Source organism: Citrobacter freundii complex sp. CFNIH9, assembly GCF_002903305.1.
GTDB lineage: Bacteria > Pseudomonadota > Gammaproteobacteria > Enterobacterales > Enterobacteriaceae > Citrobacter > Citrobacter portucalensis.
The window spans coordinates 1,737,832-1,763,995 of sequence record NZ_CP026238.1 but is presented as its reverse complement, the minus strand read 5'-3'; the positions used below and the strand labels follow the sequence as shown (position 1 = coordinate 1,763,995).

The following is a 26,164-nucleotide window of genomic DNA, read 5'->3' as shown; positions in this document are numbered from 1 at the left end:
GCCAACAGGCTGCTTTCTGGTAATGACGCATTAGCGCCGGGTCACATTCTGGTTTGCAGGTCCATCGCGGCGGCCTGCAACTTTATGGAAGTGGTTTGTTGAGGTTGTTTGTACTTTGCTGCAATGGCATTAATCGCAGACTGAGGATCCGAAACTTCATCGGCAAGACCAGCAGAAATGGAATCAGCGCCGAAATAGATTCCGGCCTGCGTGTTAATCACCGTCTGAGGGGCAAGATTCCGGTATTCCGCTACAGAGGTAATAAACGTCTCGTACATATCGTCAATCATCCTCTGGAACATTCCCCGAGCGTCTTCACTCAGTGGCTCATGTTGTGTACCGTTATTTTTGTTATCTCCCCGAAAAATCGTGGTGAATGTTAACCCCATTTGCTCCTCCATCCTGGAAGTATCCAGGTGTTCCATAATCACTCCAATCGAGCCGACTCCACTGGTCTGGCTGACTACAATTTTGCTGCAGGCCGAAGCGATAAAGTAAGCCGCAGAATAGGCGCTGTAGTTCACAATTGCAGTAATAGGCTTAGTTTGACGTGACTGGAAAATATAATCGGCCAGTTCCTTGCATCCAACCGCCGCACCACCACCAGAATTTATATCCAGCACAATTTCACTGATGGAAGGGTCATTTAATGCAGCATGCACCTGGCTACGTATGCGCTCATAGCTGGTAAGTTCAGAACACATTGCAGTAATTTGCCCACGACGCGGAACCAGAATGCCGTGAACAGGAATAACTGCCATTCCACCAGCTGGTTGAACCAAATCTGGCGCCTGATTGTTATCAGGCTCCTGCGTCATGTGAATTCCAGCCTCTTCTGATAATCCCTGAATACGGGGAACCAGCACAGCTTTTACAGAATCCATTGTCTGTCGTGTCACGTAATGTGGAACACCAAAGACCATAGCCGCCAGATGCGGCAGATTAATTAAATTTTTTGTCATGATGTTTACCAGGTCAGCCCGCACTGCGGGTGATATTCAGTTTCTGGACAGAATAGAGTTGATTTCTGCCAGTTGTTTTGCTGTTGGCGTGTTATCGCCAGGTAAGATTTGTTTACTGTCGACCATATTCAGAGGCGTCAGGTATTTATCCCCTCCGGCGATGGGTGGAAGGTTCTCCATGCGGCGAATGTCGTTAACCGATAACCAGCCCCACTGGCGGCCTAATGCATAAGATTCATAGCGTGACTTCTGATCCCCGCGCAGCAGGCCAGAAACATTGAATTCAATGTACAGATCACCGCGCTCGCTGGGTAAAAGCAGATCGCGCATTAATGCGCCTTCATGACGCTTCAGCCAGGCCAACAGCGTGTACATCACAAACTGCAGCCCCTGGTGCTCAATGTTGTTATTCGTGGCTTTCTCCAGCATCTGCACCATATGAGGCGGGATTTTATAGAGCCGGCACACTTCTTCCACGCCCCATTGTCGGGACTGCAATAATTGAGCTTTCTCGTTATCCTGAGATAACTGTTTATAACTCATCCCCTCCTGGAGGAGTGCAACAGAGAAAGCATTCCTGACACCAGAATAACGATCCGTCCATTTTGCCAGCAGTCTGTCTATTGCATCCTGGTTTTTTATTGTCGCGGCTTCTTTTGGACGCTCAATAACACCACTCATCGTCGTACCTCGACGAAAAACCTGAGCAGCATGTTCTTCCACAGCCAGGTTTAACCCAAGTACATCCGCATTTGTCTGGATTGGAGAACTGCCGATATAACCGTCGAGCGAAAATACTTTCACATGATGCATCATGCGCATTGGCAACGTTTCGCCAATTTCGGGGAGTTCATAATAGGGCATCCCGTCTGGCCCTTTCAGGACGATGACTTTTTTGGGATTAACCGGGATTAATTCCCTCGGGAAACCTTTCCCGTCCCTGTCGATAATCGAGTAACAATTGCCCTCCAGCCCTAACAAGCCCTGTTGTTGCTCAAAATACTCGAAAGAGGTGTCCTTTTTATTAGGCTGGGAATGTACAAGATCATAAACGGGGTGGTCAGTAGCTCGCTTACGGGCTCCGTTAGCACCTCGTCTGTAAAGCTCACACGGCAGTTGCGCTACAGATTCTGCCAGAAGCGTTACACATGCCCGAACAGCTGATAATGCCATCGCAGTTTCAGGAGTTATGATTATCCCAGCCTTACTCTGACTCGAACTCACTCCTCCCAGCATGGTTTCCCAGAATCCACTTCCTGATCGCGATTTACCCCGAAACATCTGGGGGATAAACATTACTCACCCCCTGGTTTGTGAAATCTTATAGATATGGATCTCGCAATTAAAAACGACCACATCAGGCAAATTAAGCCGCCGGTAATAAATCCGACGGAGGGAGAAATAAGCCAGGCGCCGGTCGACAATAAGCCGACACCAACGAGGCCGATAATAAAACTCAGGACTGTGATTAACATGTAATATCTTCCTCATCATAAGCCGATTTACTTACTGTACTGTTCAGCATGGCCCGTCCGATCCCCATAAGTAATCCTACAGCACCATCAATTTTATTTTGCTTCCCCTCCTTGCCGGGGCGGACAATATCATCGCTTCCAGGCAAATAACGCCCAATAACATTCTGGATGCACCAGTTCATGATAGGGTTGCCGTCATGATGAAAACGTCCTGATGCAAGCGCGGCCTCGATTTCACGCATTGGGTCACTCATGTTGGTGAAGTTTTGCCTGATCTCAACTGGCTCCAGCCCCTCCTCTTCAAGCATGTGTCGTAATGATGTTGCACCGTAAGGATCAATAGGACACTGAACGATTTTTACACGCTGACGTAATTGAAGGATTGACTCAAAAATAAGCCGATAGTCCACTTCCGCACCTTCTGTCGGTATCAGAACCTCTTGTTTAACAAATGACTGATAGCGGTCAGAAGTGGTTTTCAATGTGGGATCTGGTGAGTAAACCGTATCTTCAGGCACCCAGAACATCGGACTGACACAGTAGAAATGCGTAATACCATCCACTTCCCGTCTGAATACTGGTACGACCGCATTCAGGTCAACCTTGGACGCAAGGTCTATCCCCAACCAGCAATCTTCATCGGCGAAATCAGACAACTTGAGACTATTGTCCGCTGCAGCCATCCATTTTTGCAGATCATAGAAAACCGTCTTGGCACTTACCCATCGGTTAAAATGCTTGGTAAGAATTTTGTTCGTCTGGCTGGGGTTAGATATTCCAAGCAATTGTTTTGCGCGCAGGAAGTGTTCTTTTACGGAAATGCCAAAGTTTGGATTTGCTTTGATTAATGCTTCAGGTTTTGTCCAGTCGTCATCATCATCAAGACCGTAAATAATACCGAAAATCGTTTCATTTTCTTCCCCCACCCGATTCCGGCGCAGAATTTCCACCACCTGCGCACGTTTCTCATAACACGGAGAAGTAATGTCATAACCCGCAGTTGTAATGATCAGAGTGATAGGTTGTTCCCTTGCCCCCATTCCTGTTGTCATAGTCGTATAAAGAGCATCTGTTTGGTGCTCGTGATATTCATCAATAATTGCACATGAAGGGGAATCGCCGTCACCAGGATCGCCGATGACTGGCGCAAAAACAGAGCCATCCGGACGGGTCATTTTCTTCGCCCAGGGTTTGACTGAGTATTTTTGTCGCAATGCAGGGAGTTTTTTTACCATTTGTAGAGCGGGAGAGAAGACTTTCCAGGCCTGTTTTTCTGTAGTGGCGCCACAGTACACTTCTGCACCATGTTCCCCATCAGCGCAAAACATATAATTACCAACGGCAGCTGCAATTGCGGACTTCCCATTTTTCCTGGGAACCTCAATATATATTTCAGAAAAACGGCGGAATCCGGACTTCTTATTAACCCAACCAAATGGCACACCAAGAGCAAACTTTTGCCAGGGCTCAAATTCTATGCGTAGTTTCTTCCTGGCCCATTCACCGGCCGTATGAGGCATCTTCTGAGCAAAGCGCAAAAATCGCTCGGCCTTGTTTTTATCAAACCGGTAAGGCCAGGCAGGATCCTTCGCACGTTCCAAATCATCAAGGTGTCGTTGACAGGCAAGCACAGTTAACTGACAAGCTAGGATCTTCCCGCCAACAACATCTCTTGCATACTGGTTCGCTGCATTGACGTTCGGATATGTAGCCATCAGTCAAACTCATCAAATTCATTCCCGTCATCGTCAGGAGCATTTCTGCCACTGGTCATTCTGATACGGCTGAGCGGATCTAACCCCAGAAGTGAGCCCAGACGGGCAATCTGGGAAACTGAATCATTTCGGACGTTAACTGCAGGGTGTTTTTTTAATCCTCCCATTTCACTTTCAGTTGTCAGTCCTGAAGCCAGTAATTTTTCAGCTTCAAGCATGAGATGGAAGGCATTGCAGTAGGCTAAAAGTAAGGGGGCATCTTCAAGTTCAAATACGCCTCTTTCGATCAGGATTTTGCTTTGGGTCTTCCACATTCTGATAGCAGCCTCCCCCATTAACTCTGCAGGAGGTGCAATTCGGGTTAATTTACTTTTTTGCCCGGCGGGTAAGATGGGTTTTCTCCCCCCTCCAGACGATCGAATTCCACCAGCCATAACTCCTCTTTTAATAGGTAAAACCTACCGGAAAAAAGATCCTTATTTATGACGTGCAAAAATGGCCTTCAGGCGGCAGTCCTGAAGCGCGAAAGGGGTCAGGGATTTGATCCCCCCTCCCCCTTGAAGATGACAGCAAGAAAGCATGCAAAAGCAGATACTGGTCATCCATCAGGATGTTCAGCATAGTGTCTTCAGTTAATCTCAATAAATAAACGATGGAGTCTAAGAAATGGATAAAACCAGAAAATATGATAGAGCCTTACAACTTGAGATCCTCAACGCTCTTATAGATTGTGCTCCTAACTCTTTAAACAAGGCACAGGAGCGAGACCTCATTGAGAAGTTTGATAACTATGATCACTTTGTGGCGTGCATGCTATACCTTGAAATGCATGGTCTTGTTTCTACACCCTTCGTACGCAGCGAAACCATGGCTGGCGTTGATTTTATTTTCAACGCCCCGTACTGCAACATTACTGAGAAAGGAATTGATTTTCTTCTTGATGATGGCGGCTTAAGTGCGATCCTTAAGGTTCAAACCGTTCGGTTACACAATGACACGATTGTTGCCCTTGAGGATATAATCCGTGTCGCAAATATATCTGAAGATCAGAAGAAGGGATTGATTTCAAAACTCCGAGAGCTTCCGGGAGACGCCATAAAACATTTGACCCTACAGTTACTGACTCAGGGGGTTCTGAATCTGCCGAACGCACTTCGACTAATTCAAACAACCCTCCAGTAGGGCTAAACTCGTCAGAGGGGCGAATTAACTCAAATTTGCCCCATCCCAGTGTTTTACTTAAAAACACCCAAAATTCCTTCCGGGTATCTGCATGAATGTAGAAACTGTTCTTATGCATTACAGCAGTGAATATTATCATCGGATACGTTCTCTTGCTGTCTTCGCTCTGTGGCATTCCCAGCACAACGACTCAAGATTGGAATCGTCATCAGTACCGCCATGAGCTTTTGGAATGATGTGGTCAACGCTTTCCGCTTTCTTCGCTATCTTCTGCCGGCGATGGTTCTGACACAGGTATTTATCACGCTGAAGGATACGCGCTCGTTTAATTTCCCAGAGCCGCCCATATCCACGTTCTTGTCTGCTCTTTCCTGACTGATAATTCCGCCAGCCGTCACCAGCATGCTGCTTTCGGTGTTGGTCACAATATCCGCTGACATCGTTGGTGATTGCCGCACACCCTTTGTGTCGGCATGGGCGTTTAGCACGTGCTGGCATCGGCATAGTCCTGTTTGTTGGATACAAATTGTGTAATAGGCGGAAAGTAAAAATGAACCAGTAGTTTATTGAAAGTTCTCATAAATAGCGAGAATCTGCGCGGTTCTTGCCCCGTAACATCAAGGATTATCAGAAAGAAATAAAAATGAGAATTATTATCAAAACATTCAAGTGAGATCGCTGGAATAACAAACTCTTAATCTCTCAACAAAAATAAGGATTTGTTAAGCTTCATGATTTATGGTCGATGTAATACACCGTTTGAGGCAAGAATAATGGTCAAATTCTCAAAACTTCAGATTCGCTTACACTGGCTAACCCTGATATTAATAGCGATAACCTATGCAGCTATGGAGCTTCGTGGCTGGTTTCCCAAAGGCAGTAACACCTACCTTCTCATGAAAGAAACACATTACAATGTTGGGGTGTTTGTCTGGTTTTTAATGATAATACGATTAATTATTAAACATAAGTATCATGATCCAGCTATCACTCCCCCCCCACCAGCCTGGCAGATGATGGCTGCTAAAATAATGCATATCCTGCTGTACATTTCTTTTTTGGCTCTACCATTATTAGGTATTGCAATTATGGCTTACGGTGGAAAGGACTGGAGTTTATTAGGTTTTAACGTTGCATCGTTCGTTATTCCTGACGGGGAAACAAAATCACTTATCAAAGATACTCACGAAACACTGGCAAACATCGGATATTTTTTAATCGCAGCGCATGCTGGTGCAGCGTTATTCCATCACTACGTCCAGAAAGATAACACTCTTTTGAGGATGATCCCTGATTGTAACGATAAGAAATAAATACAAATTTTAATGTTTAACATTACAGCAGGCACTCAGTGAATGTCTGCTGTAATGCCTGCTCAGCCAAGTTGAAGCACACCGTGTTCTTTTGAATCAGAGAATGCAACAAACCCAGTGTATTCGGGGATAGTGTTCCGTCATCAGCATCAAATGCTGAAATGGTTGCGTGAAGAATCAAAAATGCTCCAAATCCCGCGCCGCTGCTGCCCCTCGATGGTCAGAATCGTCAAGGAGGACCCGTTAAAAGGTAAGCAGAAAATCTGTGGTTAGAAGTGAAGGCTTTGACAACGTTCTAAATTTTATGACAGAAATAAAAAAGCATTACCTTTCAAGATAATGCTTTTTCACTCGAACTGAATCTTATAACAATTAGATTAATGTGATTTTAATATCATAGCTTTCAAGCCCAGTCATTTTTTCACGAGCATTAAACTGGATATCGGAAACTTCTTTTCCTGTCTTTTTTTTGAGTTCAATAATTTTTTTTGTGATGAATTCAGAAATATCCGCTTCAGTTTTTCTTTTTAAATCTTCGACGTTCATTGTTTACCTCTCTTGATCTCTAACGTATCAACGCCAAGCATGTTACATTCCCCGTAGAGCACTTGTATAAGCGCTGATATGTTTAAAAGATAGAATAGAAAGACTCAATTATCAATAGTTTGCAGTACAATCTTCATACAAAAGAGCTCGCGACCACACAAACCACTGTACTAAAATCCGGGTCGGTCACGAAACAACCAGATCTCATTTCAAAAGCTTCGATGCTGCCTCGAGGATCTCTTCTGAACTGACATCACGATCAGAGGCTACATAAACTATTTTATGGTCTCCTGTCAGAGATGGAAATCCCGCTGACATCACGGGTAGGTGTGCTTTTTCCCCATTGGGAAACTCACGCATTATCGTAGTAATACCTTTCATTACGGTTACAACAACTGCAGGTTCTGCATTAAAAAAAACGATGACTTTTTTCATAATTTTACCGTGATGTCTCTTACAGAGATTGTCGGTTCAGCATACAAAAAAGGCTCCATAAGGAGCCTGAAATTTATTTTCTGAATTCTAACGAAGACTGACCAGAACGAATGTACAGTGCAATATTATCAAATGTAATCATTGTTGATTTGCAAAAAATACATTTTGCTCCGAAAGGATTTTTTTCAGTAACATCAAAGTTTGACGTTCGGTACTGAGATCCGTGGCAACACGGACATCTGAAGTGAATATTATTAGTAATAACAGTTACCTTATACAGCCACGACATTAACTGCCGTGGGGCCTTTAGGTCCCTGTTCAACACTAAATTCAACTTCCTGATTCTCATTCAGCGTCTTGAAATCATTACTCTGGATAGCAGAGAAGTGAACAAACACATCTTTACTACCATCTTTTGGAGTGATAAAACCAAAACCTTTTTCAGGATTAAACCATTTAACTAAACCAGTCATTTTATTAGACATAAACATTACCTTTATTGAGTAAGCCCTTGGGCAGAATGGTCCGAAAAAAATTATCAGAGAGAAAAGCTAACAAGGAAATCTCAACAGGAACAAGGAATAAAATTATTACAGCGACTGCTTCAGATAAATTCGTTACAAACCAGACATTCATTAACGCATGATTAACCAAACATAGCAAGGTTTAGTTTTGTAAGTAAATCTCAGTGGGTTTTGATCATAAAAATTAATTTAAATAGCTTAAATCGAAAATTATGTCATGCTGCGTAAGACCTTTATCTATCACCCTAAGTTGTCAGGGATTTTGACTCAAGGAAGAGTCGTATTTCCTTCATAGTAAAAATTCACAATTTTATCCACGAAAACCGTCAACATCTTAATTTATAGAGCTATTATTTTTCCTCTACGGTTCATTGTTAGTATTTTTACGGACTCATAAATCCGCTCACATGTCATTCCTGCCCGGTAGTTTTCATCAGCGCGTTCAGCATGGTATCGAGCTTCTTCTGTCAGGCTTCCTGGCATGTCTACGAGCATTGTGGTGTCATGGCGGATGGAAAGTTTTGTTGATTCGTTAGTTATCGAGCTGTAGAACGCTATGCTCTAGCGACTTGGAATAGGCAATCAGCCCGGTGTACTCAGGGATAACCTCGCCATCATCCGCTTCGAACTCAGGGATTGTTCCGGTAGTGATGGTGTATTGTAGCTGGCCATCTTCTTTTGCGAAGGCAGCCAGGTCTTCAATCTGCTTAGCTGTAAGAACTACTGTAATGCTCATTCCTCAGTTGTTAAAAAGCCCCGCTATTGCGAGGCTTGATTGATTATGGCTAACGACTACATCGTAACGGTTATAAAAGAAGCTATTAGCCAACATGTGGTGTATGGTTGTTAACCGCCCACCAGGACAATCAACATGTCGATACTCAAAGATATCAAGATGCGTACTTTACGCCATGTGAAAAGTACTTGTCCTCATTGCTCCCGCCAGTCAAAGCACAGTCTGTCGAGAATAAAAAACAATATAACGTTAATTTGCCCCTTCTGTGGAAACATCTATCTTCCATCGGAAAGCAAACCAATAAAGTAACTGATTGACTACCAAATAAAACTCATACTCTCAGAATGTGGCAAAGCAGACATAACCTTTTATTGTTGTTCTCATTTAAGAGAATGTAACACCCAGAGTGGAGAGGTTTTTTTTCTTCTCCACAATACGGCGATCAAGTTCAGCCACTGCATGCGGGCGTATGGCATCAAGAAAGGCGTTATCCTGATAGGTAGACTGGATTGTCACACCAAGTCCGGCACCACTTTCCAGTATGCTTTTCTGAAGTTGTAGTTCTTTTATATCGTTATTGAGGTAATACGCTTCACTTAGGTTTTCTGCGTTCATCTTCTAACCCTGTTGTTGTTTGACTGCCTCACTGAGTCGTAAATGCGCTCACACGTCATTCCTGCCCGGTAGCTTTCGTCAGATCGCTCAGCATAATATCGAGCTTCTTCTGCAAGGCGTCCGAGCATGTCGGCGAGCACTGCGGCGTCGGCTCCGGCTGTTTTGCTTCTGACGGCAGTGGCAAGATCTGCGGTGTGCTTTGCGGCGTCCAGGCGGGTGGCAAGCTTTGTTGCTTCGGTACGCAGCTGGTTAACAGTGGCAGACAGGCCAGCAGCAGTGGCAGCAGATTTAGCGGCTTGTGCTTGTGCATCTTTTACAGCCTCATCACGGGCAATTATGCGCCCTTGCTCAATCATGCGGGCGGCGGTCTGCGCGTTCGCTGTTCGCGATGATTCCGCGCTGTCACGTTCCGCCCACTTTTTTTCCCAGCCGCGGCTGCTCCATACACTACCCGCGATGAATGCGATGGCCACCAGCAGAGAAATGGCAATAAACTGATAGCGCAGGCTCACTGGTCTATCCCCCAGCACGCCAGTGCACTTTCCTGGTCTCGTCGTTCAACCTGTCCATAGCAACCATTCTTCTGGCCTTTGGTCAGACGACAATCGCGGCCACCGTCTTTAATCCACCAGCGGATCGCCTCACATGCCCCTTTTGTATCTCCGGCGTTGATACGCTGGTAGAACGTTGACGGGAAGCATTTGCCTGGACCAATGTTGTAAGGGCAGAAAGAAGCGATACCTGCCTTCTGCTGCTCACTCAACGGAACTTTTATATTTCGTTCAACCCATGCCAGCGCCTTGTCGCGTTCTATGGCGTTTACCTGGGCACATTTCTCAGCAGAAAGCCTCATGTCCTGAACTACTGGCTTACCATCAACCATCGTGGCGCCACGGCAAATCGTCCAGAGCCCTCCGCCGTCGCGATACGCCGTCAGACTATTACCCTCTTTCTCATCCAGAAACTGATCGAGAATAACGGGTGCGGAAGCCCCCGCAAGAATCAGACCAACGACCGCTGCGCTCAGTTTATTCTTCAGCTTTGGTGGCATTGCCATTAAGCCGATCCTCCCTTTCCTTTTTCCTGTAATACCAGTTCACTGCACAGGTGATAACAGTGCATGCAATACCGACAATAATTGCCCAGTCGCTCAGGCTTAACCCTGCAATTCTGTCGGCCAACATCCAGGACACCTCTTTTGCTGTTTTAGCTGTTTCGGCATATGCCTTCGCTGATACACCGCAGCCGGTCAGCGTGGTTCCTGTTCCATATGAAAGTCTGCTGTAAATGGTGCTCATTCTGGTCATAGCCCTACCTCCGATTTTTCGGATGGCGTTGTGTGTAATTAAAGGGTCAGGCTTCACGGGCTGGATTTATCAACAAAGCACGTAGTGAGTGATACCCGTGAGCCTGAAATGAAAAAGGCTGCCAGTTGGCAGCCTCGAAGTGAGTTAAGTTGTTTACATTGGCGGAGAGAGAGGACCTTCTAACACCTCTGCTTCACCGTTATGGCAAATGTCATCACCCCTTGTCAGATGCCAGACACCTGTGATTGTTTTACCCGATTCCAGATCATCAACAGTGTCATTCGTGTAGTACGCTACCTGTACAACACCGACATGCTGAATCCAGTAATACCCTTCTTTCATACATTCCTCCGCGATACTCAGCAGATAGTATAGAGCGGAACAGATAATGCAGCGTTGCCAGAAGCCACAACTCAATGTTTGCTGTCCATGGTGCTCATTCTGGTCATAGCCCTACCTCCGATTTCTTCAGATGGCGTTGTGTGTGATGAAAGGATCAGGCTTCACGGGCTGGATTTATCAACAAAGCACGTAGCGGATGTTTCGCGTAAGTCTGCAACTAGTGAAAATGTCTGAAATATCAGAGTGTTCATTAAAACAACTCGATAAGTGTGGTAAAATCTGGATATATACCTTTAATTCACTTTGTACCAATGATTACTAAACCCTGCCCCTTTTGCGGGAAATTGATTACCTTACATGCCCTGATGTGCCCACATTGCCAAACCGTAAACCCGTTTGTGAAGGCAGTTAAAAGAGAGAGATTTAAAAACGTTTGCCTCACCGCTATAGTGATCACCTTGGCAGGAGTTGTTATCTGGTTCTCTTTTTGAACATAAATTTATGTCGTTTGCACAAAATCCGACCTGCTTACCTTTCATGCAAAACAAAGTCGGCTGGGACGAACAGGAGGGGAGAGTAAAAAATCCGTTCAAATAACCAGTTCAAAAACAACATTGTTCCTGAGAGGAGAGTTCTCATCAGCAGGTTCTTTGCGAAACTGTTTTCTTAGTGCTATTCCCGCAAACACTGTCTTCTCGGTGCCTCATCACAATCAATCTATACTCGTTATCTTACTAATGGCTATATCAATTCAGTCACCGATATTTTTTATCAGCCCACATCTTTTCATAAAAATAAGATTTTCTGGGCAAATTAAGGTAAAGTTGAAGTCCATCCATCAAGGAAAAGCCTATGTCAGAACGTAAAGATTCTAAATCACGCCGTAACTATCTTGTCAAATGCACCTGCCCAAACTGTACCCAGCAATCTGAACACAGTTTTTCAAGAGTACAAAAAGGTTCCCTTTTAATCTGTCCTCATTGCAATAAAGTATTCCAGACGAATCAAAAAGAAGCAGCCTGAATCTGTTTGAGATACTGTTTCTCGCACAGAATCACTTCATCTGTATTTTAAGATTAATTAAGCTACAGATAATAAAAAACCCGCTGGCTACGGGTTTAGTATTTTCCTATTAAATGAATAGTAATTATGGTGATATCTGGGAAAACCATCCCCTTGCGTACTTTATCGTGTAAAGCAAGCAGTCAGTCTCTACCGTTATACTTTTCGTGCAGTGAACCTACACTCAACGACAATGGTCAGCATACTTTCTCATTCGAGATTGAGATGAAATATGCTTACCGTTACCTTTAATGCCGGATCAGTAACATTTTAACTCTACTGATCCAACAATACTTCCATTACTTCTGTCAATATGTCTACTCAGGTCTAAACCGTCTTCGTTATCGCATATTAGTTTAAGTTCAGAAAAAATCAGGCAGCAACAACGTTTTCGGCTGAAGGCCCTTTTGCACCTGCAGTAATACTGAACTCAACTTTTTGACCTTCATTCAGCGTTTTAAAACCACCACTTTGAATGGCAGAGAAGTGAACAAACACATCTTTGCTACCATTATCAGGAGTAATAAAGCCAAAACCTTTAGACTCATTAAACCATTTTACTAAACCAGTCATTTTATTAGACACTGATAATTCCTTAAATTCTATGTAGCCTTACGGCGAAAAGGTTTTCGCACACAATCTAATTAGTAACGATAAGAAGGCTCAAAAGGAAGGATTATCAGTGATAACGCTTGAGATGAGAACTGCTTTACTAAACCGCTTTAATGGGTCTGTGTACCAAACCAACCACTCATTAATCACACAAGTCACAAACAATAGCAAGATATTTTTCATTAAAAAATGTTCGCTAAATCTGAGAAATGGTTACTATGGCAACAGAATCAGTATTTTTGGTCCGCGACAGTAACCCGATAGTCATTATCTGTATAGGCAACAAAACGAATACTTCAATCTTATCATGTACCTATAAATAAACTTAAGTTATCATAGTTAAATTCCAGAAAAGTTTTTTTACTCTGTTTTTTCTTGTCCTGGTGAATTAGTCGCAACAAAGAGAATCATATCACCTGACCAGTTAACTCAAATACAATGGCAGTATTTACAAATACTATGCCCCTTTCGTTTCATAACTGTGTATTATCAGAGTAAGGAAATTAAGAGTTTCGAAGGAGACAAAATGCAACGACAAGAAATGACATCATCAAAAATTAAATTTATTGGTTACTATCCATTGGAAAAAATTCTGGAGATAGGGTTTGTAAATTCTTCAACTTTCCAATATGTCGGTGTTCCAGAAAGCGTCTATAACTCTTTTCTAACAGTACAATCTAAAAGTCGTTTCTTTGATGGAGTTGTTAAAGGTAAATTCTTGTGTCGAAAAACCGGGTGATTCAAGAAAATTACGCCGTACAGATTTTTGCTGTAGATAACGTAAAACTACGCTCTGTTCCTTCCTGTTTTTGTCACCCACCAGAACAGGAAGTTGGTACCCAATAAAACACCACGCCCGTCTTCGTTACCTCTGGTTAAAATGAATCTTTGCAATACAGGAATTCAGACGGCTTTCGAATTTTCAGAAAACAGAAGCGCCACCACCTCTGGCAGGGCTTCCGTGACTAAAATGCTTCAGATACAACTTCACATGATTAGAAGCATACACGACAACTTCGGACAAAATCAAGTCCTGCGTCGCGAAAATGCTAGATATCACACACATTGTCACACAAACTGGTTATATCCTGAAAAGTTGAATCAGCTTTATGCTCTTGCCTGTGGCAGATGTCCACCAGCGATTCCATGAACGGTTTCCAGTTACGGGTCCATGTTCTTACATGCAGATCCGGCAGACGTCTGAGAATCGCTTTGTGAGCAGCCGTAGACGGTACCGCAGGGAATCCATTTCCGCTGCAGCGTTCGCAGGTTTTAAACACCGGCACACCACGTTCTTTTGTTGCGATGCGGTCGAGTACCTCACCTTTACCTCCGCAACGACACCTGGCACTTATCGCCCCCTTCCCTTCACAGGCATCGCAGACCGCTGGCACAATCTCCGTTACCTCTGTCCATTTCTCCCAGTCTGAGGGACGAACAGCGCGGGATCGGCTGGCCCAGTACGGCGCTTTACCCCACGGGTACGAAACCTTACGAGTGACCTGTTCGCGGGTTGTTCTTCCGCTACCGCGGCAACAGTGACATATCACACTGGTCGCCGCCGAACGGGAATATTCAGCAAAGGCAAATTGTGCCAATATTTGCATGCACCATCCGAACTGTCCACCAGCTGCTTTGCGAACATTCTTTGGTGCGGCGTCCATCGCATATCGCGCCAGTGCCTGAACTGCGAGCTGTTCATCCGCTTTGCTGATACCGGCCTTTCCGAAGAAAGCAGCCAGACCGAAGCGCGCACGGCTGCTGGTGGTACCAATCGCCGCCATTACATCTGTTCCTGTAAGGCGGTCCGGAGATGTTCCTTTCACGTCGTCGGTGATGTGCATTCCCTGAGGGCTAAAATATTTGAGTGATGCTTCCAGTTTCATGCGGCCACCTGCTGTTTTTTATAGAAAACCAGCTCACGAACCTGATCGCCATTCATGAGCATATTGTTGAAATCATCGTGATCCGGCCAGTACACGCTCACGCGCTGCAGGTCATTTTTAGCCACCAGATTTGCGTGAGCGCATTCGTAGGCAGCAGCCAAACCCGTAGCGCTGTTCTCGTCACGGTCAGCAAAAATAATCAGATGCTTAACGCCTGCCGGGACCCGGAATTTCTTCATAAAATTGGCGGTCATGGTCGCCCAGGTATTCACTTTGTAAATCTGGTAAGCAGACAACGCAGTTTCGATCCCTTCAGCAATGCCAAGTGTGCTGGCGACCGGGAACATACGGACAGCAACCGAACGAGCGTGATCAAGATAGTTATCTTCCTGCAGCGATTTCTGCCGCTTGGCGCTGGCCCCGATGTCAGCCTTTTTTGCGCCATCCAATAATGTCTGATGGAGGTAACACAGCTCCCCTTTATCGTCTGTTGCCAGTGAATAAATAGACTGGTACACCCGTCCGTTATGCCGTTGCTTGGGGTTAAGCCGCACGGCCTCAGCCGGAAGTTGATAAATACCGCGTGAGTTAAGGTATTCAGCGGCGCATGTACCGCGCAGAGGTGACATTTTTGAGAAATTATTGAGCACCTTTCTCCGAAGTTTGGAAGCGTCGCTAGCCTCGGGAACTTTGTCACGTCTGAACGTATTGCCGATCAGAGCATCGATTTCGCGGCAAACCTCGTTGAATGGTTTCCCCTGGGTTTTGGTAACCAAGTCCATTCCCGTACCGCAGCCGCAGGTGCAGATCCATGTTCCTGCGCCGTCGCGGTCATCGATGCGAAATTTGCCAACCGAATCACACAGCGGGCATTTCCCTTTAAAGTGGTTTTTACCGGTGATTGGCGGCAGTCCGTAATGCTCAAAAATCATAGCCCACTGGCCTTTTGCTGCTTCTACCGTTTTCATGCTCGTTTTCCTAACTGCTGTCTGATCTCACTGACGTGGTTAAGCGCCTGCTGAACTCTTGCCGCGTTCGGCTGCTCTTCTGCCTGCTTTTGCAGGCGCTGCTCTTTTTCACGTTGCTTAGCAAAGGCGATCCGCTTGTGCATAATGAAGTTCGAGACTGTTGGTGTGATTTCCATCGGGTAATCGCTCAGGCCGTTAGGCCATTCGCCAAACCGTTCGCGGAAGGTGTGAGAACACCAGGCATCGCTGACAGGCTTTTTCCCCAGCGATACGCGCTGGCGCTGATAGAATTTGATCTGACTCCACCAGTCCTGTTTTTCTGCCTTCGTTGGCTGGCGCGGCTCGCTACGCAGTTTTCTGAGTTTGCGCTCGGTGTCGGTATCAATGTCCTCACCGGACAGCGGCTTGTGGCCACATTTAGGGCAGACATAGACGCCAGCAGGCTTCATGAAGTGGCATTGTGAGCATTCGTGAGGCAGCTTCTCTGCTCGTTCCTCAGCTGCGCGGCGCGCACCCTCCTCCATCCCGTCTGATTTACCCGGAAGATCGTCGTATTCGATAGAGTCCGGATAGCCCAGGCGGTGCACGGTGCCGCTGTGATCGAAGATGAGGCAGGACTCTTTACCCGGTGCGGTGCGCAAGCCACGCCCTAGCGCCTGCAGCCAGCGAATTTCGCTCTTAGTTGGCCTGGCGTAGATAATGCAGCGAACATCGCTGTCGAACCCGGCAACTAGCACCCCTATACTGACGATGATTTTTGTGGCGCCAGTTTCGAAGCGGTGAATGATGGTTTGGCGTTCATCCGCAGGCGTATCTGCAGTCATAACCTCTGCATTTACGCCTGCCTGGTTAAACTGAATAGTCAGAAAATTAGCGTGGTCTACGTTGACGCAGAACGCGATTGTCGGCAGGTCACGGCCATTCTCCAGCCAGTTTTGGACGATATCGCCCACCAGCGTTGAACCGCACATGATCTCCGCCAGTTGCGCCTCGTTGTAGTCGGTACCGTACTGCAGGGACGGAGAGGTTTTAACCCCTTTCAGATCCGGCTTTGTGGGCGCGTAAAATTCGTATTTACTCAGGTCGCCGCGCTGAATCAGCTCGCCGATGGTGGTTGGCTTAATCAGTCGGTCATAGTATTTGCCCAGGAACGGAGAAAACGGTGTCCCCGACAGGCCGATCACTTTCACGCCTTTTTCGCGCAGGCGTTCGATATCCTGCAGGATGCGTTTTTTTCGCAGGTGCGCTTCGTCGATAATCAGCAGATCGATATTGTCAGGGAACACGCGACGAATAAGCGTATCAGCGCTGGCAATTTGTATTTTGAGGGAAGGATCGTAGTTTGGGTGATCCGCCCAGACATAGCCGATTTCATCACTCGGCAACCCATACTCCACAAAACGGTTTGCAGTTTGGGTAATGAGGATCTGGTAAGGCGCGCAAAACATTACTCGCATACCACGACTGACGAACCCGGCAACGATGAAGGCGGCCAGTCCTGTTTTACCGCTGCCCGTCGGCGAGTACACCATGAAGGTTTCTGTATCCTTCCAGTTACGGCGCAGCTGGTTAAGTGCTCGTACCTGTGCAAAATTCGGTGTGATCATCAGCTGCATTGTGCGGCCCCCGTGGTGATGAGATAATAATTCTGTGATGTGGTTTTCATGGATTCCCCCTCACATGGCTGGTGGCCTCCCCAAAGGCTGCCAGCCTCCCTTCTGATTCAGCTCCCCTGAAAAATCACTCTTCCAGGAAGAACCCTTTTTGTTTCTCAGCGCCTGAGCACCTTGTACTGGTTTGCTGATACGGGCGTTTTTTTAATTGCGCCCTTAAGACAGTGATCTACTTAACCAATGGATCTCTCCTGTTGGAAAAGATCCTATTCCTACCCCTACACCCAATCCCCCCTTACCCCCCTTTCCCTCTTCCCCATAAAAACGTACTACTTACCTAGTACATACGGGGAATTGAGTTAGTGGGTTGCCAACCTGAACAGGCACCTTTAAGCCTGCTTTTGTCCGGGTACCTTTAAACCCGCAACAATCAGGAACGCGGTGGCGTTCCGGCCAGGGGAGGTTCGGCGGTATACCCCTGTAAAGCCCTGCCGTGATTTCTCACAAACAGACGAAGCCGCATATTTGCTTCATGCCTTGCCCGGTTCTCCTTGCGGTATGAAACTGGCTCGGCTTCGAACGATTCCTGGTACACAGCTGCATAACGCTGAATGGCTTTTTGTCGTGCTGCTGGCGCCAGGCTCAGTAACTGCTGCTTGATCCAATCGGCATCGGCCTGGCTAAAAGCCACGGGCATATCAACCGGTTGATAATCAAGAGCCATATCACTGCTCTTTTTCTGGCTTTGGGAATAGCTCCGGCAAGTCAGGTCTGATTTGATATGCAGCTACTTGGCCACTGGCCGCAGCCACAATTTTCAATACATGCTCGGCCTTAACTTTTTTTCCATGACGCCATTTCCAGACCGTTGCTTGCGATACACCACACTGCTTTGCAAGCGCGCCCTGGCTTCCGGCACATCTGATTGCTATATCGATAGGCTCTGAAATCATAAACCCCCCTTAGTAATTAAATATTGCTTTAGCGATTAGAGTAATTACTTGCAAGGATGCCAATTACTTTTTGACTTGATTCTTCATTTGGTCTAAATTTTTAACAACTTTTGGAGTAATCATTATGTCGAATAGCACTTTTGCAGATAGGCTAACGGAAGCCATGAGAGCGGCGGGAATGACTCAAGCATCCCTGGCTAAATTAGTTGGGATGTCGCAATCAAGTATTTGGAAGTTAACGTCAGGCAATGCCTCTGGCTCGCGCAGAACAGTAGAGCTAGCAAAAGCTCTGAATGTTCGACCCGAATGGCTTGCTTCAGGTGAAATGCCAGTAAGCGATCAATCTTCTGAGCTGCTGCCCATGAAGGTAGTGGAGTCTGTTAGCACTGGCGCTTACAGGGTTGAGTTGCTGGATATACAGGCGAGTGCAGGCCCCGGCACATTTTTGTCTTCTGAGTTTATCGAAACCATTCGCGCCATTGAGTTCACAGAGGAGCATGCCAGAAGCATGTTTGGTAACCGGCCTGCTTCCGCAATAAAAGTGATTACAGTTAGGGGCGACAGCATGGAGGGAACCATTGATCCAGGTGACTTTATCTTTGTTGACACAACGGTTAATTACTTTGACGGCGACGGAATTTACGTGTTTGTGTTCGGTAAAACCATTCATATAAAACGGCTGCAGATGCAGAAGAACAGCTTGGTTGTCCTATCAGATAACAAGCTGTATAGCTCTTGGCAAATTGATGCCACTGATGAAGATCAGTTTCACGTTTTAGCGAAAGTATTAGTTAAGCAATCTGCCGCGATCAAGCGTTTTGCCTAACCCCTCCAACTTATCGAATCAGACCGCTTAGGCGGTCTTTTTTTTGCTTATCAAACAACAAATTACTTTAGAAATTAAAATTAAAATCACTTTAGTGGTTGACCTTTTCCGTATAACGATCCATCCTTATTACAACTTAAGTAATTAAACGACATTCTTAATTGCTTAACTCACTTAATGTAGGAGGGAGCATGGAAACCAATAAAACAGTTCAATTAGACCGACTTGAAACAAGCGATATGCTCATGAACTGGTCTCACGATCTACGCTGTTGCTCTGCTTCTTTATGGCTATTACTTGAAACGATGGTTAGCCAGGAAGAAGAACGTGAGCATGCTCTTATAACTCTGGTCGTTAAAACACTGGAAGAAGTTAACGACAAAATTGTAGATTTCGATACAAATAAACTTTGAAATTAATTTATCAATAAACTCCTTTAATGGTGCGAACAAACTCACCTTGAGAAATATTTTATGAAAAATAATAATGTTATTCAGTTACCAATAGTTAATCGTACATATCGCAAATCAGTCGTTCTCTATATTAATGACGTAGCAAAAACCGCAGAAACAGCAAATAAGTACGCTCAGGAATTGCGCGCAGAATTTATTGAATTGCTCATGCCAGCAATCACACGCACTGATGTGAAGGTGGCTGGGCGATTCACATCGTTACTTAATGAACTTTGCTTCATGACCACAATGACAATGAAGAACACTTCAAAAATGGGGGGCAATAATGACGTTTCTGAAAGATAAAGAAGCACACAAGACAGCAAAGATCTTTGCCTCTTATGGAAATAGTTATCTGCATATTGCAAACCTTTTTCTGCGCAAGGCTTACGGGCGGTAATTATGAACATATTGATTGAGAACCGTCGCCGCCGACTTGTACAGGTAAAACTGGCATCACTAAAAAGAAGGACTGGTAATTATTTTCAGATAGTTGACATGAATGATGGAACAAAACTCCCTGTCGAACTGGATAGCGACATTTTAACAAAATCATTAATAAAGTTTTTCGAAACAATGATTCATGAAAATCATAAACGAGCCGAAGCTGAAATATTAATTTCAAATCATTATTCAAATTGCACCGGAATTAACAAGCTAACACCGCTTGGCGTGGATTTTATGAATGCTGTTATTGCAACGCTGGCTGAAGAGTTAACGAATAAACAGGAGACTCAGAATGCAAGTTAACCAGCAAATGATGACTTATCAGGGAATGCAGATTCCCCGCCCCGTGTTGAACGTGGATCTACATGTGCTTCCTGATTTCACAGGGCGCGTTGTTCTTTACATCGAAAAAGGTCGTGTGACATGCGACCGCCGGCTGTTCGACGACGAGCACATTTGCTCACTGGACACTTTTATTGAAATGGTTCGCGAAGCGGGGCTACGCCTTGAGGAGATATCAAATGACTGTTAGCAAAAATGAAAACGTTAAACAACTTGTCGCCAGGCTAAAAGAAATACACCAGCAATCCAACGTCACAATTCCAGCCTGGATGCTTGACGAAAACCGCTATGGCAAAGGAGATCTGACTTTAAACGAGCAGCATGAGTGGGCAGAAACCATCTGCCAGTCCATGCGCAGTACTGTCGCCCTTCTCTACCTGATTGAATGCGAAAAGCGCTGGGGCCTTCGTGACGGTGAATACCAATTTAAAACTGGTGAGTTTGTTTTTGGCTTAACGCGGGAGCTTATCGAAAACCTGTTAATTGAGCATGTAGAAGGGACACTGATAGAGCACAAGCCTAAAGAACGGTATCTAGCTGTATTCCAGTTCTACTATGCCAACGATCAGCGCCTGAAAGAAGACGGTCATTCGTGGTTCAGCGGTTTTCTCGACGAGATGTTTATGGATCTTGCTGTTCGGTTACGTGTCGGCGAAGCAATACCCGTTCAACACATTTTGCACTGAGGTAAATGATGATGAAAAACGAACTTATCACTGCGTGGTACTGCGTCACATTCATGGTGACTGAAAATGCCGAGCGCCGCGAATATTCAATCTTTGTCGGCAGTAGTAGCGAAATGGAGGCGGTGGTTTCTGCGACTGCTGGGCTCTGTAAGGGGCATGCTGAATTCAGCGAACCAGCATTCAAATCTATCCGCATCGCGACCTATGGCGAGGCCGAATCGCTTGATGCAGAACTCGATGCAATTGCCGAACGAGAAGCAAAGGAACTGGAGGAAGAAGACAATGAGTAATCAACTGATGAAATTTAACTCGTCGGATCTCAGCATTTCTCTGAGCGGGATGCTTTACCAGGGAAAACCAGTATTTGATGCCGTTGAGCTGGCAAAATCCCTGGGTTACGCAAATCCGGCTGACGCGCTAAAAACTCACTGCAAGTCATTGATTAAACTTAATTATAGCGAATCGCGAGAATTGGGTTTTAACGACAAAATTCGTGGCATGCAACTTGCATCTGAATCTGATGCTTACCGGCTCATTCTCCGTAGCCAGCTTGCTTCCGCTGAACGTGTACAAGACTGGGTATGCGAAGATGTTCTGCCATCTATCCGCGAAACTGGCAGCTATAGATACCAACACCCTAAATCTCAGGCGGAGATCATTGCCGAAATGGCCCTGCTGAATGTTGAGCAGGAGCGTCGCCTTAACCACGTTGAGGACAAGGTCGTTGAGGTTACCGAGCTAGTAGATCATATCGCTCGTGGTGCAACGCCTCCTGGTTGGGCTGGATACTCGGAATTGAAAGCACTGTGCGGACTTTCAGATGCAAAGTGTCGCCAGTTAGTCTCCGCTTATGACATCGACCATAAGCCTATCCCATTTATTGCGCCTAGAGGAACCAAATCCACCATGACCATTGTGCGTGAGCAGCCATTTATGACGGCATTCACCAAAATGATGTTTGAAGCTGAACCTCGAGGCACCCGGTGGTATCACCCTAAGATGGGGCTGTTCCAAGTGATTGGATGGGAGGGTGAACAGTGAACAATAATGAAATTTGGGTACCGGTTGGCTCTGTTGAGCTGGCCCACCAGCAAGCGCTGATATGGGTGTCTGATGCCTACCTGTTCCACTTAGTCAGCATGCATCGTCGCCCGGTGTACCGCCATCAGTACGGGGATATTTCACTAGACCAACCAGCCATTAAGGGCTTTATCGATTCGTATTTGGGAGATAAGGGATGGGATATGGAAAAACGCCGTGCCCATTACATCAACATTCTGGACCTCATTAAATATATGCACCGCAGTAATTCTGACTTCATCGACTGGGGGACTGTACCAACACTAACCCCAAGGGGCATCCGATGGATGAATGCTTGCTTCTCGCGGCTGGGCGAAATGGTTAACAGCTATGGTGGATGGGAAAACTACACAAAAGAAACTGCCGGAGATTCAATTTCATGAAAATCCAATACCAGGACTATGGCGCCGTAGCGAACATCGTTATCACCAGTACGGTGTTTGAGTTCCGTAAACATAACCGGGTGGTCGATGCCACGCTGCTCTGCACACCAAGCATCATTGCAAGCCGTAGTGGGATGTTCTTAATCAAGACGGCTTTATCAGGTAAATCTCGCGACATGCTGCGTGCATATAAAACTGTTCAGCGGGAGGCGACACGATGAAATCTTTCCTCCTGTCTATGCTGTTTGGCCTGTTATTAGTGGTCGTTATTTTCGGGGCGTTGATTGAGTACAAATTTTTGACGAATTTCGGAGGTTAACAGTGGAAAAATCGCATATCAATACTGAAAACCTAAACACAATTCACGACTGTCTATCCCAGCTTGTGATCGCTGAAGAAACTCAGCTCAGCATTGAAGATCAGTTGGCTAAATCAAATAGCAGCAGTAAGTGGAGTGTTTGGCGTAAAAAAGCAGAATACGCACTAAAGATCGTAAAAGGTAAGCGTCGTATCATCACAGCTCGACTGGCAGTTCTTCGCCAACTTGAAAAAGACCGCAATATGCAACTGCACCAGCAGCACAACGATTTCCTCATTAATGAGCTTAGGACAGTAGTACCCTCCTCCACCTTTGATCGATGCATTCGCCAGGCTAACGATAAAATGGAGAAAATCCATGCAGACCAGTGCTGATGTCGTTCTTCTGGTGCCGAATGACTGGGTTAGCGAGAGAATTTTGATTGCAGTTACCGGACTTAAACCCGGGACCATCACCCGTGCCAGAAAAGAATCCTGGATGCTGGGTCGCGAATACCTGCACGTCTCACCAGACGGTAATCCCAAACCTTCGAGCGAATGTATGTACAACAGGAAAGCGATCGACATTTGGATCGAGGCACAGAAAAAAAATCAACCAGGTGCGCAGAAAGCATGAAAAGCAGTACACTCATCCATGCTCCTGGACGTCAGGAGGGATTAATGGCTAATGCATCATACCCGACAGGCGTCGAAAACCACGGCGGTTCACTCCGCATCTGGTTTCTGTACAAAGGCAAACGTGTCAGGGAAAACCTCGGTGTCCCTGACACAGCCAAAAATCGCAAGATAGCCGGTGAGCTTCGTTCATCGGTTTGTTTTGCAATAAGGATGGGGAATTTTAACTATGCGGAAAAATTCCCAAACTCGCCGAACCTTGCCCGGTTCGGCCAGGATAGAAAGGAAATTACAGTGCTGGAACTTACCGAAAAATGGTCTGATCTGAAACGAATGGAGATCAGCACTAACACCATGAGTCGGTATGAGTCCATCATAAAAAACATGCTTCCGCGCATTGGCGAAAACAAGTTGGTTTCTGCTGTGACCACTGAGGATTTGCTGTATGTAAGGAAGGAGTTGCTGACAGGTTTTCACGTAATGAAGAAGGACCACCGGACGCAGGTAAAAGGCCGGAAGTCCTCCACCGTGAACAATTACATGATGTTAATGGCCGAAATCTTCCAGTTTGGAGCAGATAACGGTTATGCAAAGGAAAACCCGTTTAGCGGAATTAACCGCCTCAAGAAAGCGAAGGGTGAGCCCGATCCACTCACGACAGATGAGTTCATCAGGTTTATCCAGGCATGCGGCCATCAGCAGATGCGAAATCTCTGGTCGCTTGCAGTCTATACAGGAATGAGGCATGGGGAGTTGTGCGGTTTGGCCTGGGAAGATATCGATCTGCATGCCGGGACCATTACTGTGAAGCGCAACCTTACCCAGACGGATGAGTTCACCCTGCCAAAAACAGACGCAGGCACTGACAGGGTGATTTATCTCATTCAACCAGCTATTGATGCTCTGAGGAATCAGGCCCAGCTTACGCGCCTTGGCCGGCAGTATGAGGTTGAAGTGAAATTGCGGGAATATGGCCAGTCAGTCATACATCCATGCACTTTCGTTTTCAGCCCTCAATGCGTAAAACGTGGGCCACGAAGAGGATATCACTACGCGGTTAATTCGATTAATAAAATTTGGGCTCCGATAATCAAGCGCGCCGGTATTCGTTACCGCAACGCGTACCAGTCACGGCATACCTATGCGTGCTGGTCATTGTCAGCGGGTGCGAACCCAAACTTTATAGCAACTCAAATGGGACATGCAGATGCACAGATGGTTTACAAGGTGTATGGAAAGTGGATGTCAGAGAAGAGCGCCGAACAGGTTTCTCTGCTCAACCAGGCGCTTTCACACTTTGCCCCATCACTGCCCCAAAGCATGGTTTCAGCATAGTAAAAATCTTTATATACAAGTAGTTAATAGCAATAACGCTACATTTTCATAACACGTGGCACGAATTGCCCTCGACCAGAAAGAGAGCTTATGGTGTGATCGGGGTTCAATAAATCGCTAAACAGGGTATACTCCAGCGGTTTTCTTAGTTGTTTATTGTACTAAACGCTCCCGTGAGAGGATGCTACTGCGCACCTATGACACAATTCGCTTCTCCTGTTCTGCACTCGCTGCTGGATACAGACGCTTATAAGTTGCATATGCAGCAAGCCGTTTTTCACCACTACTATGATGTACAAGTAGCGGCTGAATTTCGTTGCCGTGGCGATGACCTGCTCGGTATTTATGCCGATTCTATTCGTGAGCAGGTGAATGCTATGCAGCACCTGCGACTGCAGGAGGATGAGTACCAGTGGCTCTCCGGCCTGCCTTTCTTTAAAGCTGATTACCTCACCTGGTTACGTGATTTCCGCTATAACCCGGAACAGGTTTGCGTCACCAATGATAACGGCAAGCTAAACATCCGCTTAACCGGTCCGTGGCGTGAAGTGATCATGTGGGAAGTCCCGCTGTTAGCGGTGATTAGCGAACTGGTACACCGTTACCGTTCACCTGAATCAGGCGTCCCGCAGGCACTCGATGAGCTGGAAAGCAAACTAGTAGAATTCTCTGCTTTAACGAAAGATGTCGATATGTCCCGCTTCCATTTGATGGATTTCGGTACGCGTCGTCGTTTTTCGCGCGAAGTACAGCAGGCTATCGTTAAACGCCTGCAGCAAGAGCCCTGGTTTGTCGGCACCAGTAACTACGATCTGGCCCGCCGCCTGTCATTAACCCCAATGGGTACGCAGGCGCATGAGTGGTTCCAGGCTCATCAGCAAATCAGTCCAGAACTTGCCACCAGCCAGCGCGTAGCCCTGGCAGCCTGGTTAAATGAATACCCTGATCAACTCGGCATTGCATTGACCGATTGCATCACCATGGACGCATTTTTACGCGACTTTGGCGTTGAGTTCGCTACCCGCTACCAAGGGTTACGCCATGACTCAGGCGATCCGGTGGAATGGGGTGAAAAAGCCATCGCTCATTATGAAAAACTGGGTATTGATCCGCTGAGCAAAACGCTGGTCTTCTCAGATAATCTCGATCTGAAAAAAGCGATTGAACTCTACCGCCACTTCTCTTCCCGCGTACAGTTGAGTTTTGGTATTGGGACACGGCTAACATGCGACATTCCGCAGGTTAAGCCACTCAATATTGTGATCAAGCTGGTGGAATGTAACGGCAAACCGGTGGCGAAGTTATCTGACAGCCCGGGTAAAACCATCTGCCACGATAAAGCATTTGTTCGTGCATTGCGCAAAGCCTTCGATCTTCCGCATATCAAAAAAGCCAGTTAAGCCTTCCAGGGAGCCATTTTGGCTCCCTTTTTCG

40 protein-coding genes and 1 pseudogene are annotated in these 26,164 nt (G+C 46.1%); 19 read left to right on the top strand and 22 right to left on the bottom strand.

Going from position 1 to position 26,164, the window contains the following annotated elements; translation table 11 throughout:
* Nucleotides 1-41 precede the first annotated feature (41 nt).
* The 4 genes from C2U43_RS08875 to C2U43_RS08855 form a co-directional block, all read right to left on the bottom strand.
* Nucleotides 42-962 carry a S49 family peptidase gene (locus C2U43_RS08875; RefSeq protein ID WP_032949501.1) on the bottom strand — a complete coding sequence of 307 codons (921 nt, stop codon included), beginning with the start codon at nt 960-962 and terminating at the stop codon, nt 42-44.
* Between the two features lie 36 nt (nt 963-998).
* Nucleotides 999-2,258 carry a phage portal protein gene (locus C2U43_RS08870; RefSeq protein WP_103284971.1) on the bottom strand — a complete coding sequence of 420 codons (1,260 nt, stop codon included), beginning with the start codon at nt 2,256-2,258 and terminating at the stop codon, nt 999-1,001.
* A 172-nt stretch (nt 2,259-2,430) separates the two neighbouring features.
* Nucleotides 2,431-4,152: a terminase large subunit gene (locus C2U43_RS08860; RefSeq protein ID WP_079938065.1), complete on the bottom strand. Its 1,722-nt coding sequence runs from the start codon at nt 4,150-4,152 to the stop codon at nt 2,431-2,433.
* Entirely contained in the window at nt 4,152-4,586 is a 435-nt protein-coding gene (locus C2U43_RS08855; protein ID WP_042309017.1) for a phage terminase small subunit P27 family, read from the bottom strand. The genes C2U43_RS08860 and C2U43_RS08855 overlap by 1 nt, the downstream gene beginning before the upstream one ends.
* A gap of 232 nt (nt 4,587-4,818) precedes the next feature.
* On the opposite strand from C2U43_RS08855, the gene C2U43_RS08850 reads away from it, so the two are divergent.
* The gene (locus C2U43_RS08850) at nt 4,819-5,334 is read left to right on the top strand and encodes a hypothetical protein (protein ID WP_061381138.1); all 516 of its coding nucleotides are present in this window, start codon (nt 4,819-4,821) and stop codon (nt 5,332-5,334) included.
* Nucleotides 5,335-5,469: 135 nt separating this feature from the next.
* On the opposite strand, the gene C2U43_RS08845 is transcribed toward C2U43_RS08850, so the two are convergent.
* Nucleotides 5,470-5,832, bottom strand: coding sequence for an HNH endonuclease (locus tag C2U43_RS08845; RefSeq protein ID WP_079938066.1), 363 nt, complete (start codon nt 5,830-5,832; stop codon nt 5,470-5,472).
* Between the two features lie 275 nt (nt 5,833-6,107).
* Here C2U43_RS08845 and C2U43_RS08840 point away from each other — a divergent pair, with 275 nt between their 5' ends.
* Entirely contained in the window at nt 6,108-6,647 is a 540-nt protein-coding gene (locus tag C2U43_RS08840) for a cytochrome b (protein ID WP_103284970.1), read from the top strand.
* A 372-nt stretch (nt 6,648-7,019) separates the two neighbouring features.
* Here the strand turns inward: C2U43_RS08840 and C2U43_RS08835 are convergent, their stop codons facing one another.
* From C2U43_RS08835 to C2U43_RS08810, 6 genes and pseudogenes are all read right to left on the bottom strand, one after another.
* Nucleotides 7,020-7,193, bottom strand: coding sequence for a GnsA/GnsB family addiction module toxin (locus C2U43_RS08835; RefSeq protein WP_001100119.1), 174 nt, complete (start codon nt 7,191-7,193; stop codon nt 7,020-7,022).
* 204 nt (nt 7,194-7,397) lie between these two features.
* Complete coding sequence (locus tag C2U43_RS08830; RefSeq protein ID WP_000756041.1) at nt 7,398-7,628, bottom strand: hypothetical protein; 231 nt, start codon at nt 7,626-7,628, stop codon at nt 7,398-7,400.
* 73 nt (nt 7,629-7,701) lie between these two features.
* Nucleotides 7,702-7,890 carry a cold shock small protein YmcF gene (gene ymcF / locus C2U43_RS08825; protein WP_057069020.1) on the bottom strand — a complete coding sequence of 63 codons (189 nt, stop codon included), beginning with the start codon at nt 7,888-7,890 and terminating at the stop codon, nt 7,702-7,704.
* Nucleotides 7,891-7,900: 10 nt separating this feature from the next.
* Nucleotides 7,901-8,113 (bottom strand): cold shock protein CspG, encoded by a 213-nt coding sequence (gene cspG, locus C2U43_RS08820; RefSeq protein ID WP_000066494.1) that lies wholly within the window; start codon nt 8,111-8,113, stop codon nt 7,901-7,903.
* 378 nt (nt 8,114-8,491) lie between these two features.
* Nucleotides 8,492-8,656, bottom strand: a pseudogene (locus C2U43_RS08815) (DUF2514 family protein); the annotation flags it as partial.
* A gap of 28 nt (nt 8,657-8,684) precedes the next feature.
* Nucleotides 8,685-8,882, bottom strand: coding sequence for a hypothetical protein (locus tag C2U43_RS08810; protein ID WP_079938083.1), 198 nt, complete (start codon nt 8,880-8,882; stop codon nt 8,685-8,687).
* Between the two features lie 141 nt (nt 8,883-9,023).
* On the opposite strand from C2U43_RS08810, the gene C2U43_RS29725 reads away from it, so the two are divergent.
* Nucleotides 9,024-9,197, top strand: a complete 174-nt coding sequence (locus C2U43_RS29725; protein WP_213083834.1) for a YnfU family zinc-binding protein — start codon at nt 9,024-9,026, stop codon at nt 9,195-9,197.
* Between the two features lie 75 nt (nt 9,198-9,272).
* On the opposite strand, the gene C2U43_RS08805 is transcribed toward C2U43_RS29725, so the two are convergent.
* The 5 genes from C2U43_RS08805 to C2U43_RS08785 all read right to left on the bottom strand — a co-directional run bounded on the left by C2U43_RS08805 (nt 9,273) and on the right by C2U43_RS08785 (nt 11,152).
* Nucleotides 9,273-9,503: a hypothetical protein gene (locus C2U43_RS08805; RefSeq protein WP_000990801.1), complete on the bottom strand. Its 231-nt coding sequence runs from the start codon at nt 9,501-9,503 to the stop codon at nt 9,273-9,275.
* Nucleotides 9,500-10,015 carry a DUF2514 domain-containing protein gene (locus C2U43_RS08800; protein ID WP_044700581.1) on the bottom strand — a complete coding sequence of 172 codons (516 nt, stop codon included), beginning with the start codon at nt 10,013-10,015 and terminating at the stop codon, nt 9,500-9,502. Before C2U43_RS08800 ends, C2U43_RS08805 begins: the two co-directional genes overlap by 4 nt.
* Nucleotides 10,012-10,560: a lysozyme gene (locus C2U43_RS08795; protein WP_079938068.1), complete on the bottom strand. Its 549-nt coding sequence runs from the start codon at nt 10,558-10,560 to the stop codon at nt 10,012-10,014. Before C2U43_RS08795 ends, C2U43_RS08800 begins: the two co-directional genes overlap by 4 nt.
* Nucleotides 10,532-10,810: a phage holin gene (locus C2U43_RS08790; protein ID WP_003841952.1), complete on the bottom strand. Its 279-nt coding sequence runs from the start codon at nt 10,808-10,810 to the stop codon at nt 10,532-10,534. The genes C2U43_RS08795 and C2U43_RS08790 overlap by 29 nt, the downstream gene beginning before the upstream one ends.
* 153 nt (nt 10,811-10,963) lie before the next feature.
* Nucleotides 10,964-11,152 carry a hypothetical protein gene (locus C2U43_RS08785; RefSeq protein WP_003841950.1) on the bottom strand — a complete coding sequence of 63 codons (189 nt, stop codon included), beginning with the start codon at nt 11,150-11,152 and terminating at the stop codon, nt 10,964-10,966.
* Nucleotides 11,153-12,004: 852 nt separating this feature from the next.
* On the opposite strand from C2U43_RS08785, the gene C2U43_RS29560 reads away from it, so the two are divergent.
* Nucleotides 12,005-12,175 carry a YnfU family zinc-binding protein gene (locus C2U43_RS29560; RefSeq protein ID WP_162835200.1) on the top strand — a complete coding sequence of 57 codons (171 nt, stop codon included), beginning with the start codon at nt 12,005-12,007 and terminating at the stop codon, nt 12,173-12,175.
* Between the two features lie 411 nt (nt 12,176-12,586).
* On the opposite strand, the gene cspE is transcribed toward C2U43_RS29560, so the two are convergent.
* The gene (gene cspE, locus C2U43_RS08780; RefSeq protein ID WP_005127641.1) at nt 12,587-12,799 is read right to left on the bottom strand and encodes a transcription antiterminator/RNA stability regulator CspE; all 213 of its coding nucleotides are present in this window, start codon (nt 12,797-12,799) and stop codon (nt 12,587-12,589) included.
* A gap of 553 nt (nt 12,800-13,352) precedes the next feature.
* On the opposite strand from cspE, the gene C2U43_RS08775 reads away from it, so the two are divergent.
* Nucleotides 13,353-13,565 carry a KTSC domain-containing protein gene (locus C2U43_RS08775; protein WP_079938070.1) on the top strand — a complete coding sequence of 71 codons (213 nt, stop codon included), beginning with the start codon at nt 13,353-13,355 and terminating at the stop codon, nt 13,563-13,565.
* A gap of 310 nt (nt 13,566-13,875) precedes the next feature.
* Here the strand turns inward: C2U43_RS08775 and C2U43_RS08770 are convergent, their stop codons facing one another.
* The 5 genes from C2U43_RS08770 to C2U43_RS08750 form a co-directional block, all read right to left on the bottom strand.
* Nucleotides 13,876-14,712 (bottom strand): antitermination protein, encoded by an 837-nt coding sequence (locus C2U43_RS08770; RefSeq protein ID WP_079938071.1) that lies wholly within the window; start codon nt 14,710-14,712, stop codon nt 13,876-13,878.
* The gene (locus tag C2U43_RS08765) at nt 14,709-15,680 is read right to left on the bottom strand and encodes a toprim domain-containing protein (protein ID WP_079938072.1); all 972 of its coding nucleotides are present in this window, start codon (nt 15,678-15,680) and stop codon (nt 14,709-14,711) included. Before C2U43_RS08765 ends, C2U43_RS08770 begins: the two co-directional genes overlap by 4 nt.
* Nucleotides 15,677-17,296, bottom strand: coding sequence for a DEAD/DEAH box helicase (locus tag C2U43_RS08760; RefSeq protein WP_103284969.1), 1,620 nt, complete (start codon nt 17,294-17,296; stop codon nt 15,677-15,679). Before C2U43_RS08760 ends, C2U43_RS08765 begins: the two co-directional genes overlap by 4 nt.
* 427 nt (nt 17,297-17,723) lie before the next feature.
* The gene (locus tag C2U43_RS08755; RefSeq protein ID WP_079936764.1) at nt 17,724-18,017 is read right to left on the bottom strand and encodes a hypothetical protein; all 294 of its coding nucleotides are present in this window, start codon (nt 18,015-18,017) and stop codon (nt 17,724-17,726) included.
* A 1-nt stretch (nt 18,018) separates the two neighbouring features.
* The gene (locus C2U43_RS08750; RefSeq protein WP_047345111.1) at nt 18,019-18,246 is read right to left on the bottom strand and encodes a transcriptional regulator; all 228 of its coding nucleotides are present in this window, start codon (nt 18,244-18,246) and stop codon (nt 18,019-18,021) included.
* 124 nt (nt 18,247-18,370) lie between these two features.
* On the opposite strand from C2U43_RS08750, the gene C2U43_RS08745 reads away from it, so the two are divergent.
* From C2U43_RS08745 to pncB, 14 genes are all read left to right on the top strand, one after another.
* A complete protein-coding gene (locus C2U43_RS08745; RefSeq protein WP_079936765.1) occupies nt 18,371-19,072 on the top strand; it encodes an XRE family transcriptional regulator in 702 nt (233 codons plus the stop codon).
* A gap of 191 nt (nt 19,073-19,263) precedes the next feature.
* The gene (locus tag C2U43_RS08740) at nt 19,264-19,485 is read left to right on the top strand and encodes a hypothetical protein (protein WP_079936766.1); all 222 of its coding nucleotides are present in this window, start codon (nt 19,264-19,266) and stop codon (nt 19,483-19,485) included.
* A gap of 60 nt (nt 19,486-19,545) precedes the next feature.
* On the top strand, nt 19,546-19,830 hold the full coding sequence (locus C2U43_RS08735) for a hypothetical protein (protein WP_232018020.1): 285 nt from the start codon (nt 19,546-19,548) through the stop codon (nt 19,828-19,830).
* Nucleotides 19,831-19,926: 96 nt separating this feature from the next.
* Nucleotides 19,927-20,274 (top strand): hypothetical protein, encoded by a 348-nt coding sequence (locus C2U43_RS08730; RefSeq protein ID WP_079936767.1) that lies wholly within the window; start codon nt 19,927-19,929, stop codon nt 20,272-20,274.
* Entirely contained in the window at nt 20,264-20,503 is a 240-nt protein-coding gene (locus C2U43_RS08725) for a hypothetical protein (RefSeq protein ID WP_079936768.1), read from the top strand. Before C2U43_RS08730 ends, C2U43_RS08725 begins: the two co-directional genes overlap by 11 nt.
* Entirely contained in the window at nt 20,493-20,999 is a 507-nt protein-coding gene (locus C2U43_RS08720) for a hypothetical protein (RefSeq protein WP_079936769.1), read from the top strand. The genes C2U43_RS08725 and C2U43_RS08720 overlap by 11 nt, the downstream gene beginning before the upstream one ends.
* A gap of 5 nt (nt 21,000-21,004) precedes the next feature.
* The gene (locus tag C2U43_RS08715) at nt 21,005-21,289 is read left to right on the top strand and encodes a hypothetical protein (RefSeq protein WP_139762559.1); all 285 of its coding nucleotides are present in this window, start codon (nt 21,005-21,007) and stop codon (nt 21,287-21,289) included.
* Between the two features lie 7 nt (nt 21,290-21,296).
* On the top strand, nt 21,297-22,040 hold the full coding sequence (locus C2U43_RS08710; RefSeq protein ID WP_442861432.1) for a BRO-N domain-containing protein: 744 nt from the start codon (nt 21,297-21,299) through the stop codon (nt 22,038-22,040).
* The gene (locus C2U43_RS08705) at nt 22,037-22,462 is read left to right on the top strand and encodes a hypothetical protein (protein ID WP_103284968.1); all 426 of its coding nucleotides are present in this window, start codon (nt 22,037-22,039) and stop codon (nt 22,460-22,462) included. The genes C2U43_RS08710 and C2U43_RS08705 overlap by 4 nt, the downstream gene beginning before the upstream one ends.
* Nucleotides 22,459-22,683, top strand: coding sequence for a hypothetical protein (locus C2U43_RS08700; protein ID WP_079936772.1), 225 nt, complete (start codon nt 22,459-22,461; stop codon nt 22,681-22,683). Before C2U43_RS08705 ends, C2U43_RS08700 begins: the two co-directional genes overlap by 4 nt.
* Nucleotides 22,684-22,783: 100 nt before the next feature.
* Nucleotides 22,784-23,155: a hypothetical protein gene (locus tag C2U43_RS08695; protein ID WP_103284967.1), complete on the top strand. Its 372-nt coding sequence runs from the start codon at nt 22,784-22,786 to the stop codon at nt 23,153-23,155.
* Complete coding sequence (locus C2U43_RS08690; protein WP_079936774.1) at nt 23,139-23,396, top strand: excisionase family protein; 258 nt, start codon at nt 23,139-23,141, stop codon at nt 23,394-23,396. Before C2U43_RS08695 ends, C2U43_RS08690 begins: the two co-directional genes overlap by 17 nt.
* A gap of 44 nt (nt 23,397-23,440) precedes the next feature.
* A complete protein-coding gene (locus tag C2U43_RS08685) occupies nt 23,441-24,730 on the top strand; it encodes a tyrosine-type recombinase/integrase (protein WP_048214561.1) in 1,290 nt (429 codons plus the stop codon).
* 197 nt (nt 24,731-24,927) lie between these two features.
* Complete coding sequence (gene pncB, locus C2U43_RS08680; protein ID WP_003836860.1) at nt 24,928-26,130, top strand: nicotinate phosphoribosyltransferase; 1,203 nt, start codon at nt 24,928-24,930, stop codon at nt 26,128-26,130.
* Nucleotides 26,131-26,164 lie beyond the last annotated feature (34 nt).